The 16,942-nt window shown below is 67.8% G+C and carries 11 protein-coding genes; 5 read left to right on the forward strand and 6 right to left on the reverse strand.

Annotation, left to right across the window (positions count from 1 at the left end; genetic code table 11):
• The first annotated feature begins 5 nt into the window (after nt 1-5).
• The 4 genes from O3305_RS00905 to O3305_RS00920 all read left to right on the forward strand — a co-directional run bounded on the left by O3305_RS00905 (nt 6) and on the right by O3305_RS00920 (nt 7,237).
• Nucleotides 6-1,058 carry a glycoside hydrolase family 43 protein gene (locus O3305_RS00905; RefSeq protein ID WP_269574760.1) on the forward strand — a complete coding sequence of 351 codons (1,053 nt, stop codon included), beginning with the start codon at nt 6-8 and terminating at the stop codon, nt 1,056-1,058.
• An 80-nt stretch (nt 1,059-1,138) separates the two neighbouring features.
• Entirely contained in the window at nt 1,139-3,442 is a 2,304-nt protein-coding gene (locus O3305_RS00910; RefSeq protein ID WP_269576592.1) for a GH92 family glycosyl hydrolase, read from the forward strand.
• Nucleotides 3,443-3,464: 22 nt separating this feature from the next.
• Complete coding sequence (locus tag O3305_RS00915; RefSeq protein WP_269574761.1) at nt 3,465-4,901, forward strand: glycoside hydrolase family 125 protein; 1,437 nt, start codon at nt 3,465-3,467, stop codon at nt 4,899-4,901.
• A gap of 17 nt (nt 4,902-4,918) precedes the next feature.
• Complete coding sequence (locus O3305_RS00920) at nt 4,919-7,237, forward strand: GH92 family glycosyl hydrolase (RefSeq protein WP_269574762.1); 2,319 nt, start codon at nt 4,919-4,921, stop codon at nt 7,235-7,237.
• Nucleotides 7,238-7,303: 66 nt separating this feature from the next.
• Here O3305_RS00920 and O3305_RS00925 read toward each other — a convergent pair whose 3' ends face one another.
• Both O3305_RS00925 and O3305_RS00930 read right to left on the reverse strand, forming a co-directional pair.
• Nucleotides 7,304-8,527, reverse strand: coding sequence for an ROK family transcriptional regulator (locus O3305_RS00925; RefSeq protein ID WP_269574763.1), 1,224 nt, complete (start codon nt 8,525-8,527; stop codon nt 7,304-7,306).
• A 26-nt stretch (nt 8,528-8,553) separates the two neighbouring features.
• Nucleotides 8,554-9,879, reverse strand: coding sequence for a sugar porter family MFS transporter (locus O3305_RS00930; protein ID WP_269574764.1), 1,326 nt, complete (start codon nt 9,877-9,879; stop codon nt 8,554-8,556).
• Between the two features lie 132 nt (nt 9,880-10,011).
• On the opposite strand from O3305_RS00930, the gene O3305_RS00935 reads away from it, so the two are divergent.
• The gene (locus O3305_RS00935) at nt 10,012-10,959 is read left to right on the forward strand and encodes an ROK family protein (RefSeq protein WP_269574765.1); all 948 of its coding nucleotides are present in this window, start codon (nt 10,012-10,014) and stop codon (nt 10,957-10,959) included.
• Between the two features lie 82 nt (nt 10,960-11,041).
• Here the strand turns inward: O3305_RS00935 and O3305_RS00940 are convergent, their stop codons facing one another.
• Genes O3305_RS00940 through O3305_RS00955 form a run of 4 tightly spaced genes read right to left on the reverse strand, consistent with a single transcriptional unit; the run spans nt 11,042 to nt 16,792 of the window.
• Nucleotides 11,042-12,109: a glycosyltransferase family 2 protein gene (locus O3305_RS00940; protein ID WP_269574766.1), complete on the reverse strand. Its 1,068-nt coding sequence runs from the start codon at nt 12,107-12,109 to the stop codon at nt 11,042-11,044.
• Nucleotides 12,106-14,568, reverse strand: a complete 2,463-nt coding sequence (locus tag O3305_RS00945) for an aminotransferase class I/II-fold pyridoxal phosphate-dependent enzyme (RefSeq protein WP_269574767.1) — start codon at nt 14,566-14,568, stop codon at nt 12,106-12,108. Before O3305_RS00945 ends, O3305_RS00940 begins: the two co-directional genes overlap by 4 nt.
• Nucleotides 14,569-14,615: 47 nt before the next feature.
• Nucleotides 14,616-15,065, reverse strand: coding sequence for a YaiI/YqxD family protein (locus O3305_RS00950; RefSeq protein ID WP_269574768.1), 450 nt, complete (start codon nt 15,063-15,065; stop codon nt 14,616-14,618).
• Nucleotides 15,062-16,792 (reverse strand): DEAD/DEAH box helicase, encoded by a 1,731-nt coding sequence (locus O3305_RS00955; protein WP_269574769.1) that lies wholly within the window; start codon nt 16,790-16,792, stop codon nt 15,062-15,064. The genes O3305_RS00950 and O3305_RS00955 overlap by 4 nt, the downstream gene beginning before the upstream one ends.
• Nucleotides 16,793-16,942: the final 150 nt, after the last annotated feature.

Below are 16,942 nucleotides of genomic sequence, written 5' to 3' on the forward strand. Positions count from 1 at the left end.
GTCGCATGAACAAGATCCGGGCAGGCATCATCGCCGCCGCTGCCACCATGATGACCGCGGGGATCGCCTGGGCGGCGAATCCGATCGTGAAGGGCTGGTACGCCGATCCCGAGATCCGTGTGTTCGGCGGCAAATACTGGATCTACCCGACCTATTCCGACGACTATGGCGCGCCGGACGTGACCAGGCGCTTCACGCCGCACCAGACGGAGCTGCGCAAGCAGAAGACGGTGCGTCCGTCCTATGTGCAGCAGACCTTCTTCAACGCCTTCTCGTCGCCCGACCTGGTCCACTGGACCAAGCACAGCCATGTCCTCGACGTCGAGAACATCGCCTGGGCGGGCTATGCGATCTGGGCGCCCTCCGTGCTCGAGCACAAGGGGCGCTACTACATGTTCTTCAGCGCCAACGACATCCAGAGCGATGCGGAGGTCGGCGGCATCGGCCTGGCGGTTTCGGACAAGCCGGGCGGGCCGTTCAAGGACGCGCTGGGCAAGCCGCTGATCGGCAAGTTCCACAATGGCGCGCAGCCGATCGACCCGTTCGTCTACCGCGACGACGACGGGAAGGTGTACCTCTTCTACGGCGGCTGGAAGCACTGCAACGTGGTGCAGCTGAGCGACGACCTTCGCTCGGTCGTCCCTTTCGCGGACGGCAGTAGCTACAAGGAAATCACGCCGCCCGGCTATGTCGAGGGTTCGTTCCTGATCAAGCGCAAGGGCGTCTATTACCTGATGTGGTCGGAGGGCGGCTGGACCGGCCCCGACTATAGCGTCGCCTATGCCACTGGGCCGACCGCGCTCGGGCCGTTCACCCCCAGGGGCAAGATCCTCGAACAGGACTTCAAGATCGCGCGCGGCGCGGGCCATCACTCGGTGGTCAACGTGCCCGGCACCGACGACTGGTACATCGTCTATCACCGCCGCCCGCTGGGCGACGACAAGGGCGAGCATCGCGAGATGGCGATCGACCGGATGGAATTCACCGCGGACGGCTCGATCAAGCCGGTGGTGATGACCAATGAAGGCGTGAAGCCGCGGCCGTTCAAGGCGCGGTAACGGACACGAGCACGTACGAAATCGAGCAGGGGAGTATTGGGATTGTGAGGAAGTTCATCGGCGCGTGCTGCATCTCGGCAATGCTGCTCACCAGTGCGCTCGGCACGACCATGGCGCCGGCAATGGCGCAGACGGCGGAGCCTGCGCTGGTCGACCTGATCAACCCGCTGATGGGCACCGACAGCAGCTATGAGCTGTCCTATGGCAACACCTATCCGGCGGTGGCCGTGCCCTGGGGCATGAACTTCTGGACGCCGGTCACCGGCAAGATGGGCAACGGCTGGGGCTACACCTACAGCGCGCACAAGATCAACGCGATCAAGCAGACCCACCAGCCCAGCCCCTGGATGAACGACTATGCCGCGTTCGGCCTCTTCGCCGAGACCGGCCCGCTCAAGGTCAAGGAAGACGAGCGCGCTTCCTGGTACAGCCACAAGGCCGAGGAAGCGCGGGCCTATGGCTACAAGGTCTATCTCGCCGACTATGACGTGACCGCGGAGGTCACGCCAACCAATCGCGCCGCCAGTTTCCGCTTCACCTTCCCCAAGGCGGATGACGCGCACATCCTGATCGACGGCTATGCCGGCGGCTCGATGGTGAAGATTGACGCCGCCAACCGCCGCATCATCGGCTATGTCCGCAACAATCACGGCGGCGTGCCGAGCAACTTCCACAATTACTTCGTCGCCCAGTTCGACAAGGATTTCGAAGTCACCCGCACCTGGGACGACAACGGCCAGGTCTCGGGCGCCAATGCCAGCGAAGGCGATCATGTCGGCGCGGTGGTGAGCTTCAAGACGCGTGCCGGCGAGCAGGTCAACGTCAAGGTCGCCTCGTCCTTCATCAGCCCCGAACAGGCCGCGCTCAACCTCGATCGCGAGCTGGGCAAGGACAGCTTCGACCAGACCCAGGCCAAGGCGCGGGCGGAATGGGAGAAGGAACTCTCCAAGGTCCAGGTGAGCGATCCGAACCTCGACAATCGCCGCACCTTCTACTCGGCGATGTACCGCATGCTGCAGTTTCCGCGCATGTTCCACGAGGTGAATGCCGCCGGAAAGACCGTCCACTACAGCCCCTATGACGGCAAGGTGCACGACGGCTTCCTCTACACCGACAATGGCTTCTGGGACACGTGGCGCGCGGTCTTCCCCTGGTTCGCGCTGATGAACCCGGAGCGCGACAGCGAGATCATGCAGGGGCTGGTCAACACCTACAAAGAATCCGGCTGGCTGCCCGAATGGGCGAGCCCGGGGCACCGCGACGTGATGATCGGCTCCAACTCGGCCAATCTGATCGCCGATGCCTATCTCAACGGCGTGCGCGGCTTCGACGTCGAGACGCTGTACGAGGCGATGGTCAAGAACGCGACCACCTCGGAAGGGCGTCCCCGCGACAAGCGCGGCAACGTCGTCGGCGCGGTCGGCCGCGAGGGCGTCGAATATTACAACAAGCTCGGCTACGTCCCCTATGACGTGGGCATCAACGAGAATGCCGCGCGCACGCTCGAATATGCCACCGCCGACTTCTCGCTCTCCCGGCTCGCCGCCGCACTGGGCAAGACCGAGGACGCGAAGAAATACACGGCGCAGGCGCAGAACTATCGCAAGCTGTTCGACCAGGAGAGCGGCTGGATGCGCGGTCGCAACCAGGACGGCAGCTGGTCCAAGCCGTTCAATCCCTACAAATGGGGCGATGCCTTCACCGAGGGCAATTCGCTCCATTACAGCTGGTCGGTGATGCAGGACGTGCAGGGCCTGATCGACCTGATGGGCGGCGACCGGAAGTTCACCGACCGACTGGACTCGATCTTCTCGACCCGCCCGATCTTCGACGACAGCTATTATGGCCAGGTGATCCACGAGATCCGCGAGATGCAGATCGTCAACATGGGCCAGTACGCCCATGGCAACCAGCCGATCCAGCACATGATCTACCTGTACGATTGGGCCGGCCAGCCGTGGAAGGCGCAGGCGCATGTCCGCGACGTGATGAAGAAGCTCTATTCGGCAGCGCCCGATGGCTATCCGGGCGACGAGGACAATGGCCAGACCTCGGCCTGGTACGTCTTCTCGGCGCTCGGCTTCTATCCGGTGACGCCGACGGTGGGGCAATATGCGATCGGCAGCCCGCTGTTCCGCAATGTCCGCCTGACCATGCCGGGCGGCAAGCTGCTCAACATCGAGTCCGCCAACAACAGCGACAGGAACGTCTACATCCAGTCGGTCACCCTGAACGGCAAGGCGCACGACAAGCCCTGGTTCTCCCGCGAGGAGTTGCAGGGCGGCGGCACGCTGCGCTTCGTGATGGGGCCGAACCCGAACACCAAATGGGGCACGGCCAAGTCGAATGCGCCCTTCTCGATGAGCGCACCGGCGGCGCGCTGAACAACAAGAACGGGAGAGGGTGATGAAGCGTCGTGAGGTGATGATGGGGGCAGGCGCGCTGGCGATGTCGGCGGCCCTGCCCGTGCGGGCGCTGGCGGCCGGGCAGGCGGAGGGATTCGTATCGAAGCGGCCGCCGGTCGCCCAGCGCGGGTTCGTCAGCAAAGCGGTGGAGGCCGAGATCAAGGCGGTGAAGGCGAAGATCGCCGATCCCGAACTCGCCTGGCTGTTCGAGAATTGCTACCCGAACACGCTGGACACCACGGTGCGGCTCGGCACGGTGGACGGCAAGCCCGATACCTTCGTCATCACCGGCGACATCGACGCGATGTGGCTGCGCGACAGCTCGGCCCAGCTCCAGACCTATGTCCATCTGACGCCCAGGGACGCCGATCTGCGCCGTGTCTTCCAGGGCGCGATCCAGCGCCAGGCGCGCTGCATCCTGATCGATTCCTACGCCAACGCCTTCACCCCGGACCCGACCGCCAAGTCGAACCTGTCGGCGGTGAACGACAGGACCGACATGAAGCCGGGCGTCGCCGAGCGGAAATGGGAGATCGACTCGCTCGCCTATACGATGCGCCTCGCCCACAGCTACTGGACCGCGACGCGCGACAAGACGCCGTTCGACGCGCTCTGGGCGCAGGGCGCGGCGCGGGCGGTGGCGACCTTCCGCGAGCAGCAGCGCAAGGATGGACCCGGCCCGTACCATTTCCAGCGCGTCGATCCCTCGCCGACCGAAACGCTGATGTTCGGCGGCTTCGGCGCGCCGACCCGCAAGGTCGGGCTGATCCATTCGGGCTTCCGCCCCTCGGATGATGCCTGTGTCTTCCCTTTCCTGATCCCGTCGAACCTGTTCGCGGTCTCCGCGCTCAGGATGCTCGCCCAGGTGCACAACGAGGCGCGCGGCGACACCGCGGCGGCGCAGGACGCGCTGGCGCTCGCCGCGGAAGTCCAGGCGGCACTCGACGGGCATGGCAAGATGCCGGACGGGAAGGGCGGCCAGGTCTGGGCCTTCGAAGTCGATGGCTATGGCAATGCCATCTTCATGGACGACGCCAACGTCCCCAGCCTGTCGGGCCTGCCGCTGCTCGGCGCCGCCGACAAGCGCGACCCGCTCTACGTCCGTACCGCTGCGCTCGCCTGGAGCGAACGCAATCCCTATTTCTTCAAGGGCAAGTTCGGCGAAGGGATCGGCGGGCCGCATATCGGCATGGACATGATCTGGCCGATGTCGCTGATCACCCGCGCGCTGATCCACGAAGATGACGCGACGGTGGCCCAGTGCCTCAAATGGCTCAAGGCCTCGCACGGCGGCACCGGCTTCATGCACGAGAGCTTCCACAAGGATGATCCCGCCAACTTCACGCGGAGCTGGTTCGCCTGGGCCAATGGCCTGTTCGGCGACCTCATCCTCGACATCGCCCGGCGCAAGCCGGCGCTGCTCGCACAGAAGCTCTAGGGAAGGGCAGGAACCGCATGTTCACCGCAAATCGCCGCCAGCTGCTCGCCGGGGCCGGCACCATCGCGCTTGGCTCCGCGCTTCCGCGTGCCGCCGTCGCCCAGGGCGCCGCGCCCGGCAAACCCAATCTGTTCGTCGGCACCGGTGGGCATGGCCACACCTTCCCGGGTGCCTCGCTGCCCTTCGGCATGGCGCAGTTGAGCCCGGATACCGACAATGCCCGCTGGGATGCCTGTTCGGGCTATCACCGCAGCGACACCTCGATCATGGGCTTCTCGCACACCCATCTATCGGGCACCGGCATCGGCGACATGCTTGACGTGCTGGCGGTGCCGACGCGCGGGCCGCTGCAGCTCGATCCCGGCACGCTCGAGAACCCGGACCTCGGCTATCGCCAGCGCTTCTCGGAGGAAGCGGCCGAGCCCGGCTATTACCGGGTGAAGCTGGAGAGCGGGGTGCTCGCCGAGCTGACGGTGACCGAACGCACCGGCCTGCACCGCTATCATTTCCCTTCAGGCGCCGGGCACATCCTGGTCGACTTCGCGCACATGATCCGCGACGTGTGGGACAAGGGCGTCACGCTCGACAATGCCTCGCTCCAGCTTGACGCGAACTTCATGCTCACCGGCAGCCGCCGCGTGCACCGCTGGGCCAAGGGGCGGATGATCCACTTCGCGATGCAGCTGTCGCGCAAGCCGGACCGCGTCGAGTTCTTCGGCGATGACAACAAGCCTGCGCCCAAGGGCGCGCAGTCGATCAAGGGCAATCGATTGAAAGTCGCGTTCTTCTTCGACGAGGCGGGCGGCGAGCCGATCCAGATCAAGACGGGCATCTCCGCGGTCGATGTCGCCGGCGCGAAGGCGGCGCTGGCGGGCGAGGCGCCGGGCTGGGACTTTGACGGCGCGGCGAGCAAGGCGCGGCGGCTCTGGGCGAAGGAGCTCGACCGCGTCCGCGTGGCGGGCGGCAGTGCGGACCAGCGCACGATCCTGGCGAGCGCGCTCTATCACTGCTTTCTCGCGCCGACGCTCTTCACCGATCGCGACGGCCGCTATGTCGGGATGGACCAGCAGGTGCATAAGGTGCCGGCGGGCGAGGCCTCGTTCAGCACCTATTCGCTGTGGGACACCTATCGCGCGCTGCATCCGCTGCTCACTTTGGTGCAGCCCGATCGCGCCGCCACCTTCACCCGCGACCTGATCCGCCAGACGCAGCAGAGCCCCTATGGCCCGCCGGTGTGGCAGCTCCAGGGGATCGAGACCGGCTGCATGATCGGCTGGCATTCGGTCTCGGTACTGGCCGAGGCGCATGCCAAGGGCATCAAGGCCGATTACGCCGCCGCCTGGCCCAACATCCGCCGGCGCGCCTTCGATCGCACCTTCAAGGACAGCGACGGCTCGCTGGGCCGCGGCTATTATTACGACCTGGGCTATATCCCCGCTGACAAGATCTGGGAGTCGGTCAGCCGGACCCAGGAATATGCCTATGACGACTGGGCGATGGCGGTGCTCGCCGACGCCGCGGGCGCGAAGGACGATGCCGCGGCGCTGCGCAAGCGCAGCCTCAACTATCGCAACGTACTCGATGCCTCGACGCGCTTTGCCCGGCCGAAATTCTCGGACGGGAAGTGGTGGGCGGCCTATGATCCGATCCAGATCGGCCATGATCCCAAGCTGCACCGCGACTATACCGAGGCGAATGGCTGGCAGGCGACCTTCCTCAACCAGCATGACGTGCACGGCCTGATCGCGCATTTCGGCGGCGATGCCGCGTTCGTCGAGAAGCTCGACGCGCTGTTCAACGCGCCCTCGACGCTGCCGGAGAATGCGCCGCCCGACATCTCGGGTCTGGTCGGCCAGTATGCGCACGGCAACGAGCCCAACCACCATGTCGCCTATCTCTACGCCTATGCCGGTGCCCCGGCGAAGACCCAGGCGATGGTGCGCCGCCTGTGCCTCGAGATGTACAGGAACGATCCCGACGGCGAGATCGGCAATGACGATTGCGGCCAGATGAGCGCGTGGTTCGTCTTCTCGGCGCTGGGCTTCTATCCGGTCGATCCGGTCAGCGCGCTCTATGTGTTCGGCTCGCCGCTGTTCGACCGCGTCGAGGTCGATCTGGGCGGCGGCAGGACGCTACGCGTGCTCGCCAACGGCAACGGCGCCGACCGCCCGTACATTCAGTCGGTGCGCTGGAACGGCAAGCCCTGGACGAAGAACTGGATCGCCCATACCGATCTGGCGAAGGGCGGTGAGCTTGTGTTCGAGATGGGCGACAAGCCGTCCAGCTTCGGCACCGCCAGGGCCGATCGCCCGCCCTCGTTCGGGCGTACCGGTTAGGGCGTATCGCCACTCACTCTTCCGGCGAGCAGCTAAACCAACCGCCGCATCTGGACGTCGGCCAGCCTAGGCGTCGATTCCGTCCATCTCCGCATCGGCGCTGCCCTGCGCCTTCCACAGGGCGCCCGGCTTGGGCAGCAGGAAGTGGCTGAACGGCAGGATCGCGGCACCCACGGCGGGCGCGTCTTCCGACAAAGCGGCGCGGGCGACCGGCGCTACCGCCGGCAGTTGCGGCGCCCGCTCGCGCATCAGCGCGTCGGTGCGGGCCGCCAGCGCATCGAGCTGCGCGGTGGGCAGCCGGCCGCCGAGCAGCACGACCGCGGGGTTGATCAGGCAGTTCACCGCATCGAGCGGCACCGTCAGCTGATGCGCCGCGCGCTCGGTCCAGTCGGCGATGCAATGCTGCACCGATGCCTCGGGCGTCCGGCCGCGGGCGTCGGCCAGGCTGTGCCCCGCCGCCTCGAGGCTGCGGGTCAGGCCGGAGAGCGACACCAGGCTCTGGATCTGCTCGCCGGTCTCGCCCTGCGCGCGCATGAAGCCCAGCTCGCCGCTGCGCCCGTCCGCGCCGCGGATATAGGTGCCGTCGATCACCAGGCCGCCGCCCAGGCCCGAGGACAGCAGGATGTAGAAGAAGCTGTTGTTGCTCTGGCCGTGGCCGAGCTGCATCTCGCCCATCGCGGCGGCGGCGGCGTCGTTCTCGACGAACACCGGCAGGTTGAACGGCTCGTCGAACAGCGCGGCGATGTCCGTCTGTTCCCAATCGGCATAGTTGGCCGGACGCCCCGGCAGGTCGACCAGCCCGAGATCGTCAGGCATCGCCACGCCCAGCCCGACCACCTTGGCCACGTCGACATCCGCCCGGCGCAGCATGTTCTTGATCGAACGGCGATAGAGCGCGCGGACCTGGCCGGGCAGGGCGAAATCGACCTCCTCGGTGGTGCGGGTCAGCGTCTCGCCGGAGAAGTCGACCAGCACGATGGTGATATGATCGCGGTCGATGTTGACGCCGATCGAGTAGCAGGCGTCGCGCTTCACCACCAAAGCGGTCGGCGGCTGCCCGCGGCCGCCGCGGCGCTGGCCGGCTTCCTCGATCAGCCCGTCCTGGAGCAGGCGCTTGGTGATGTTGGCGATCGCCGGGCCGGTGAGCCCGGTGATCCGCGCCAGCTCGACGCGGGTCAGCGGCCCGAGCACGCGGATCGCGTGCAGGGTCACGCGCTGGTTGTGATCGGCGGCACGTTCGAGATTGGTACCGGAAAGGCGCGGCCTGGCGCGGCGGGCACTGCTTGTCATGCCAAGCTCATCTCCATCACGTGCCCTCATTTCCCTTCGAGCGTTCCTTCCAGCCGCTCGAGCGAAATGCCGCGCGTTTCAGGGAAGTATCGCCATACTATGACAAACTGCACCAGCATTGCACCGGCGAACAGCCAGAAAGGCAAGGCCTGCGTATATTGCGCGACGATCGGGAAGCCGAAAGCGAGAAGCGCGTTCATTCCCCAATGGGTCGCGCTGCCGATCGCCTGGCCGCGGGCGCGCACCGCGGTGGGGAAGATCTCCGACAGATAGACCCAGATCACCGCGCCCTGCGAGACCGCGAAGAACAGGATGAAGGCGATCAGTGCCGGCAGCAGGAACATCTGTCCCTGGCCCAGCGTGTAGATCGTCGCGACGGCGGCGAGCGCCAGCGCCGTGCCGATCGCGCCGATCAGCAGGAGAAGCTTGCGGCCGACCCGGTCGATCACCGCCAGTCCGAGCAGGGTGGCAAGCAGGTTGGCGACGCCGATCGCCACCGCCTGCAGGTCCGCCGACACCGCGCTGAACCCGGCGGCGGCGAAGATATCGCCCAGATAATAGAGGATCGCGTTGATGCCCGACAGCTGGTTGAACAGCGCCAGCGCGAACGCGAGCAGGATCGGGCGGCGGTGGAGCGCCCAGCTGAGCCGGGCGGCGCTGCCCGGTATGGCCGCCGCGGTGAACTGGGGGAGGAGCGTTTCGGGATCGCCCATCCGCAGCGTGCGGATCGCGTTGCCCGCCTCGGTGAGGCGGCCGCGCTGCGCCAGCCAGCGCGGGCTGTGCGGGATGCGCAGGAGCAGCAGCAGGAAGAGCAGGGCCGGGGCCGCCGCCACGGCCAGCTTCACGCGCCAGGCGAGCTCACCGTCGATCGCGCGGGCGATCAGGAAGTTGCTCACATAGGCGGCGAGGATGCCGATCACGATGCTGAGCTGGAACAGGCCGACCAGTGCCCCGCGCCGCTCGGCCGGGCTGACCTCGGCGATATAGACCGGCGCCAGCACCGAAGAGCCGCCGATCGCGAGCCCGCCGATGAACCGGAAGGCGACGAGCATCGCCAGGCCGCCCGCCGCCGCCGACCCGATCGCCGAGAGGATATAGGCGCCGGCGATCCAGTAGAGCATCGTGCGGCTGCCGAAGCGGTCGCCCGGTGGTCCCGCGCCCAGTGCCCCCACCAGGGTGCCGACCAGTGCGGCGGACACGGCCGCGCCCAGTTGGGCCGGGCTCAAATGGAAACTGTGCCGCAAGGCGTCGGTAACGCCGGCGATCACCGCCGTGTCGAAACCGAACAACAGGCCGCCCAGGCTGGCGGCGCCCACGGCCGATCGATTGAGCGTGCTCGCTCCCTTATCCATCGCAGACCCCTCTCCGGATCATTGAATTATCTAATTTGAAATATTAATGCAGCGGAAGCGCGTGACAAGAGACTCGTATAGATACGTGCCAAGTTATTGATGGGAGAGGGGAATGCAGTCGCTATCTGGTCCGTGCGCAGCAGCGTGGACGCTCTCGGCGTGACGATTCCCGATGGAAAGTCGACGCTTCGGGCCGGAATCGAGCTAGGCGGAACCAAGTGCGTCTGCACGCTGGCGAGCGGTCCGGACGACATTCGCGACCAGCGCACCGTGCCGACCACCCGGCCGGATGAGACGCTGCCGGCGATCCTCGCGATCCTGCGCGAATGGGATGCGGCGCACGGCTTTGCCGCGCTCGGTATCGCTTCCTTTGGCCCGATCGATATCAACCCGCAATCCGCCACCCATGGCCAGATCCTGGCGACGACCAAGGCGGCATGGCCGGGCACCGACGTGCTCGGCATCCTGTCGGCGCCCTTCGATGTGCCCGTCGGGTTCGATACCGACGTGAACGGTGCGGCGCTCGCCGAGATGGCCTGGGGCTGCGCGCGGGGGATGGACGACTTCGCCTATGTGACCGTGGGCACCGGCGTGGGGGTCGGCCTCGTCGTGCACGGCCTGCCGACGCGCGGCTTCGCGCATAGCGAGCTTGGCCATATCCGCGTGCCGCGGCTGCCCGGCGACGACCTGCCGAGCTTCTGCAGCTTCCACGATGATTGCGTGGAGGGCCTGGCCTCGGGCTCGGCGCTGAAGCTGCGCCTGGGCGGCCGATCGGTCGGCGAAGTGGCGGAGGATGATCCCGTCTGGGCGCCGATCGCCCACACGCTGGCCATGATGTGCCATGCGATCGTCTCTTCCACCGCGCCGTATCGCATCGCGATCGGCGGCGGCGTGGTGACCGGCCAGTCGCATTTGCTCGGCCGGATCGAAGCGGCGCTCCGTGCCAGCCTCAACGGCTATATGACGCTGCCGGACGACGGGCCGTACATCGTGGCGCCTGCGCTGGGCGACAAGGCGGGGCCGCTTGGCGCCATCGCCGTCGCCGACCTCGCGCTTGCGAAGGCAGCCGCTGCCAGCTGAGTGGGCCGGGGCGGCCTTTGGTGGCGGCCCGCAAGCTCCCGTCGATAGCCGTTCTGAGCCTGTACTTCGTGTACTTTCGATCTCAGAGCGCCACGCCGAACCCGCGTCCGATCGCCCGGACGCGGCCGATCAGCGGCGAGATCAGGCGGTCCGGGTCGCTGGCGGGCAAGTGGACGCTCTCCGGCAACACGCCCATCGCCTGGCGCATCGTCACCGCGCCCTGGCGCAGCGCGGGTCGGGCGATCAGCCACCAGAGCCGGGCATGCTCGCCGTCCACTTCGATCCGCTCCTGCGGGGTGAGCGGGGTGCGGGCGACATGGTCGGCGTGGAGCGCCGCCAGGATGCGCGACAGCCGGCCCAGCGTCTCCAGGTCGGGGGCCGGGTCGCGCTGCATGAAATAGCGCACGACGAGCGCGGCGTTCGCAGCTGCCTCGTCGCCGAACACCGGCAGATAGCGCTCCGTCAGCACCCGGCCGGCGCTGGCCGCCATCATCTCGGCAAAGCGCTTGGAAGCGCCGCCGGGGTGGCAGCGATAGAGGAGCTGGGCCTCGTCGAGCCGGGCGATCTGCCCGAAGCGGCCGAGCCGGTGATAGAGGTCGAAGTCCTCGGCATAGCGGACCTGGGGGCGCTCGAAGGGATCGAGCAGCCGCGCGGCCTCGGCGCGGAACATGACGGTGGACCAGACCAGCGGGTTCTGGGTGAGCAGCAACCAGTCGATCATCGCCGGGGTAAGCGGGCGGTCGCCGGGCCAGGGGCTGACAATGCCGTTCTCGAGGAACTCGGCGGCGGTGCCGACCAGCACGGTACCGGGATTGGCGTCGAGATAGCCGACCTGGGTAGCGAAGCGGCCGGGCTTGCAGAGATCGTCCTGGTCGAGCCCCGCGATGTAGCGTCCGCGCGCCGCGGCGAAGCCGATATTGCGGGCGACGACCGGGCCACCATTGGTCTCGGCATGGAGCACGGTGATGCGCGGGTCGGTCAGCGTGGCGAGCAGGGCGCGCGTGTCGTCGGTCGAGCAATCGTCGACGATCACCAGCTCCCAGTCGCTGAAGTCCTGGGCGAGGACGGAGTCGATCGTCGCGCCGATCCAGGCCGCGCCGTTATAGGCGGGCATGACGACCGAGACAGTGGGAGCAGGCAGTCCGTTCACGCGGCGAGGCTCACGCTCTGCCCGAGCAGCTGGTCGACGATGAGTTGGCCGACATCGTTCTGCCACTGCCACAGGCCATTGGCCTTGCCCTTGAAGCTCTTCTCGCCGCCGAGGCGCCCTTCGGGGACGAAGCCGGCGGCGAGGCCGATGCCATAGGCGCCGGGGATCGGCTGGCCCTCGGCATCGGTGACTCGGCAAAGCTGGTCGGCGAGGCGCGGGCGGCCCGGGGCGTGGGCGCTGAGTGCGATGCGCTGGCCCTCGGCATCGAGCAGCGGCAGTGCGTGCGGGCGATAGCCGAGCGCGGCGACGACAACGTCCGCCTCGGCGAGGATGCGGCTGGTCTCCGGGTCGGGACGGGCGATCTGCTGCAGCCGGACGCGCGGATCGGGCGTGCGCCCGCCGATGCGGAGCATGCGCAGGACCAGCTCGCGCGCCTCGAGCCGGAAGCCGGCTAGGCGATAGACGAAGCCGGAAAGCGAACAGATGTCGTCCGGGCCGAAATCGGTGAAGCCGTCTTCCCGGGCGGTCTCGGCCGAGGGGTACCAGGGGCGGAGCTCCTCGCGGTGGAGCAGGCTCAGGCTCTCTGCGCCGAACGGGATGTCGGACTTGAGCAGCAGGACGGCGGAGGCGATGGCCGAGGTGGAGGCGCCGATGATCGCGATCCTGGGCGCGCGCTTGCCGGCGATGCGGGTGCGCAGCCGGTCCATGCCGCCGGTGCGCAGCATGTCGTCGCACAGCATCAGCCGCTCGCCGACCAGTTCGCCGAGCGGCGTGCCGGCGACGGGTGCGGCGGCGATGTCGCTGGCCGACTGGTAGCCGCCAGTGGCGATGACGATGTTCTCGGACAGCAGTTCGCGTTCGGCGCCGGTGGCGCGATTGCGAATGCGGGTGCGCCACAGGCCGATGGCGCAGCGGCGGCTGTCGATGACCTCATGGCCGGTCAGCACCTGGCCGCCGGCTTCCGTCACAACAGCGCCGACGCGCTGGCCCATCGCTTCGAGGAACGGGCCGGTGCGGTGCAGCGGCACGCCGAGCTTGCCGATATAGGCGGCGATCTCGCGGGCGGCGGGGTGGTCCATCAGCGCGGCGATGCTCGGCTCGGGATTGTCCTTTACCGCACTGAGGAAGGTCTCGGCAGTGCTGTCCGACGTGATGGCATAGCCGGGCAGCTCGCCGGCGCCGAGGCAATCGCCGCGCTCGACCAGGGCGAGGCCGGCGCCAAGCTCGCGAAGCTTGCCCTTCTTGCTGGCCGAAATGAGGAAGGCCACGCCTGCGGGACCACCACCGATCAGCACGGTGTTGAGGATGGGCTCGGGCGCGGACGGCACGACGATGCGTGGCTTGCGCAGCGCGGCATGCAATGCGTCGCAGATGGTGGCGACGTCGCTTCCGCTCATCCGGTCGGTGACCGGGAGCGAGAGCATGCGAGCGGAGAGATCGTCGGCGACCGGAGTCGGTCCGGTGATGCAGGCTTCGCGGAAATAGGGCTGCTGGCCGATGTGCGGGCTGAAATAATGGCCGGAGCCGATACCCTGTTCGGCCAGGCTGGCCATGACTGCGGCGCGGTCTGTGCCCGCCGGGAGCAGCATCGGCATGAACTGCGCGACCTGCCTGCGGGCATGGCTGCGCTGGAAGGTGACGGTGTCGCCGAGTTGCTCCCGATAGGCGCGGTCGAGCGCGGCGCGGTGCTCGGCCACGGCATCGATCTCGCCCAGCTTGGCGCGGGCCATCAGGCCGAGCAGCTCGGGAAGCTTGGCGTTGATGCCTTCCTGCGTCGCGGTTCGCGGTGCGCCGAAGCCGAAATTCTGCATGCGGCGCAGGATCTGGATGCGGTCCGGATCGGCGCTGTAGATCAGCCCGCCTTCCGCCGTGGCGAAGGTCTTGGTGGCGTGCATCGAGAAGACGCAGGTGAGACGGCTGCCGGTCCCGAAGCCGCGGCCCATGGCGTCGAGGCTGCCGAGCGAGGCGGCGGCATCGACCACCACGCCGACATTGTGGTGTTCGGACAGGGCCTCGTAATAGCCCAGGTCGATGCCGGTGCCGAAGGTGTCGTAGGGTATGACTACCGCCACTTCCTCGCCGTGCCGGGCGAGCTCGGCTTCGATGGCGGTTGCTGATGCGGCCCAGTCCTTCGGGTCGCTGTCGACCAGGATCGGGGTGAGCCCCGCCCAGATTGCTGCATGCGCCGTGGCGGCGAAGGTGAAGGCCGGGACCAGGGCGTAACGGCCGGATCTGCCGGCTTTGGCCTCGCGGATCGCCAGCAACAGGCCCAGCGTCGCATTCGAGACTGCCAGGGCCAGTCCCTCGCCGCCGAAGAGCTGGGCCACGGCCCGGCGCTCGAAATCGCGGACGATGGGGCCGCCGTTGCTGAAATAGCCGCTTGCCTCAAGCGCGCGCAGCTCTTCGGCCATTTCACTCAGCCGTGGCGGCTGTGGAGCGATCAGCGGTAGTTTCAGCATAGGTCCCTCATCCCCGATGCGGAACTATGCCTGCACGTCTCCTAAGATTAGGTAAGTCGCTTCAACGCGACCAGCTCACGGTCCAGCGCCTGCAAGAAATTCGAGCGGTCCGCGCTAGAGAAGGGATTCGAACCCCCGACCTGATCGCCGCCCGCACGCAGGTCCGCCATGATCGCGCGGGTGGCTATCGCCGCGCCGATCGAGTTCGCCGTGAAGGGCCGGCCGTTGGGCGCCAGCACCTTCGCGCCTGCCTTCAAGGCGCGATCCGCCAGCAGGATATCGGAGGTGATGACCACCGACCGCGCATCCGCGGCTTCCGCGATCCAGTCATCGGCGGCGTCGAAGCCGTCGCTGACCACCTGGCGGCTGACCAGCGGATGCTGGGGCACGCGCAGCCACGAATTGCTCACGATCACCACCGGCACCTCGTGGCGCCAGGCGACCTTGTAGACCTCGTCCTTCACCGGGCAGGCGTCGGCGTCGACGAAGATCCTCACCGGTGCGAGGGGCCCCGGGCCGGCGGCGCCTTGCGATAGGGCCGGGGCTGATGCCGCGGCGCGCCCGTGCCACCCGGACCGCCGGCAGGACGGTTCGGACCGTTACGCTGCGGACGGGCACCCTGTGCCGGCGGCGCATCCGACGCCTCGATGCGGACGTCCTCGTCACCCTCGGCGGTGCGCGCCACGGCGGCCATGAACTTGCTCGCCAGCGCGCGCGGGATCTGGAACGCGGTCTCGTTCGGCCCGATGCGGATCGCGCCGACTTCGTTCTTGGTGATGTGCCCGCGACGGCAGATCAGCGGCAGCACCCAGCGCGGATCGGCATTCTGGCGGCGACCGATATCCATGCGGAACCAGGCGACGTCGTCAAAGCCCGGACGATGCTGCCCGGCCTGGCGCTCCTCGCGGCGATCGCCCTGGCTGCTGAGCTCCTCGGGCGCCGGCATCGCGGCACGGTGCGCGCGGACGAGCGCGGCGGCGATCTCGGCGGGCGTGCGCTCGGCGAGGAGGCGCTCGGCGATGGCGGCATCCTCCTCGTCGATCTCGACGGGAGCGAGCAGCGCGGCGATCAGGCGCTCGCGATCCTGGGCGCGGATCGCCTCGGGGCTCGGCACCTCGGTCCACTCGACCGGGATGCGGGCGCCCTTGAGCATCGATTCGACGCGGCGGCGGCGCTGATAGGGGACGATGAGCACCGCAGTGCCCTTCTTGCCGGCACGGCCGGTGCGGCCCGAGCGGTGCTGGAGCGTCTCGGCATCGCGCGGCAGCTCGACGTGGATCACCAGCGTTAGCGTCGGCAGGTCGATGCCGCGCGCGGCGACGTCGGTGGCGACGCAGACCCGGGCACGCTGATCGCGCAGCGCCTGGAGCGCATGGTTGCGCTCGTTCTGGCTATGCTCGCCCGACAGCGCCACGGCGGAGAAGCCGCGCTCGACCAGCGTGGCGTGCAGGTGGCGGACATTGTCGCGCGTCGCGCAGAACAGGATCGCCGTCTCCGCTTCGTGGAAGCGCAGCAGGTTGATCACCGCATGCTCGATGTCCGACGGGCTGACGGTGACCGCCTGATAGCTGATGTCGCCGTGGCCACGATCCTCGCCGACGGTCGAGATGCGCAGCGCGTCGTTCTGGTAGCGCTTGGCCAGCGCCACGATCGGCTTGGGCATGGTCGCCGAGAAGAGCAGGGTGCGGCGGGTGTCGGGCGCGCCATCGAGGATCGCCTCGAGATCGTCGCGGAAGCCCATGTCGAGCATCTCGTCGGCCTCGTCGAGGACGACGGCGCGCAGCGCGGTGAGGTCGAGCGCGCCGCGCTCGAGATGGTCGCGCAGGCGCCCCGGGGTGCCGACGACGATGTGCGCGCCGTAGCTGAGCTGGCGGCGTTCCTTGGCGGCGTCCATGCCGCCGACGCAGGTGGCGATGCGCGCACCGGTGGGGCCATAGAGCCAGATCAGCTCGCGGCTCACCTGGAGCGCCAGCTCACGGGTGGGGGCGATGATCAGCGCGTGCGGCTCCCGCGTCGGGATGATGCGGCCATCCTCGCCGAGCAGCTCGGGGTGCATGGCGAGGCCGAAGGCCACGGTCTTGCCCGAGCCCGTCTGGGCGGAGACGATGAGGTCGCGGCCGGCGGCTTCCGGTTCGATGACGGCGGCCTGGACGGCGGTGGGCGCGGCATAACCACGCGCTGCGAGCGCTTCGGCGAGAAGCGCAGGGAGATCGGCAAATGACATGAGACCCCGCACATGGGCTCGCAAAGGCCGTATCGCAAGGGAAAAGAGGGTTGATTTGTCTCGACGTGGCTTTGTGTCGTCGCGTGACGGGGGTGCGCAACTTAATGGCGGGATTGCGGGGTTTTTGGTTGCGCTATCATTTCGTCATCC

The sequence above is a fragment of the Sphingomonas sp. NIBR02145 genome (assembly GCF_027359115.1).
Classification (GTDB): Bacteria; Pseudomonadota; Alphaproteobacteria; order Sphingomonadales; family Sphingomonadaceae; genus Sphingomonas; species Sphingomonas kyeonggiensis_A.

Excerpts from the sequence above, each read along its gene's own strand:
- O3305_RS00905 (WP_269574760.1), top strand. The coding sequence starts at position 6 with ATGAACAAGATCCGGGCAGGCATCATCGCCGCCGCTGCCACCATGATG.
- O3305_RS00910 (WP_269576592.1), top strand. The coding sequence starts at position 1,139 with ATGCTGCTCACCAGTGCGCTCGGCACGACCATGGCGCCGGCAATGGCG.
- O3305_RS00915 (WP_269574761.1), top strand. The coding sequence starts at position 3,465 with ATGAAGCGTCGTGAGGTGATGATGGGGGCAGGCGCGCTGGCGATGTCG.
- O3305_RS00920 (WP_269574762.1), top strand. The coding sequence starts at position 4,919 with ATGTTCACCGCAAATCGCCGCCAGCTGCTCGCCGGGGCCGGCACCATC.
- O3305_RS00925 (WP_269574763.1), bottom strand. The coding sequence starts at position 8,527 with ATGACAAGCAGTGCCCGCCGCGCCAGGCCGCGCCTTTCCGGTACCAAT.
- O3305_RS00930 (WP_269574764.1), bottom strand. The coding sequence starts at position 9,879 with ATGGATAAGGGAGCGAGCACGCTCAATCGATCGGCCGTGGGCGCCGCC.
- O3305_RS00945 (WP_269574767.1), bottom strand. The coding sequence starts at position 14,568 with ATGCTGAAACTACCGCTGATCGCTCCACAGCCGCCACGGCTGAGTGAA.
- O3305_RS00955 (WP_269574769.1), bottom strand. The coding sequence starts at position 16,792 with ATGTCATTTGCCGATCTCCCTGCGCTTCTCGCCGAAGCGCTCGCAGCG.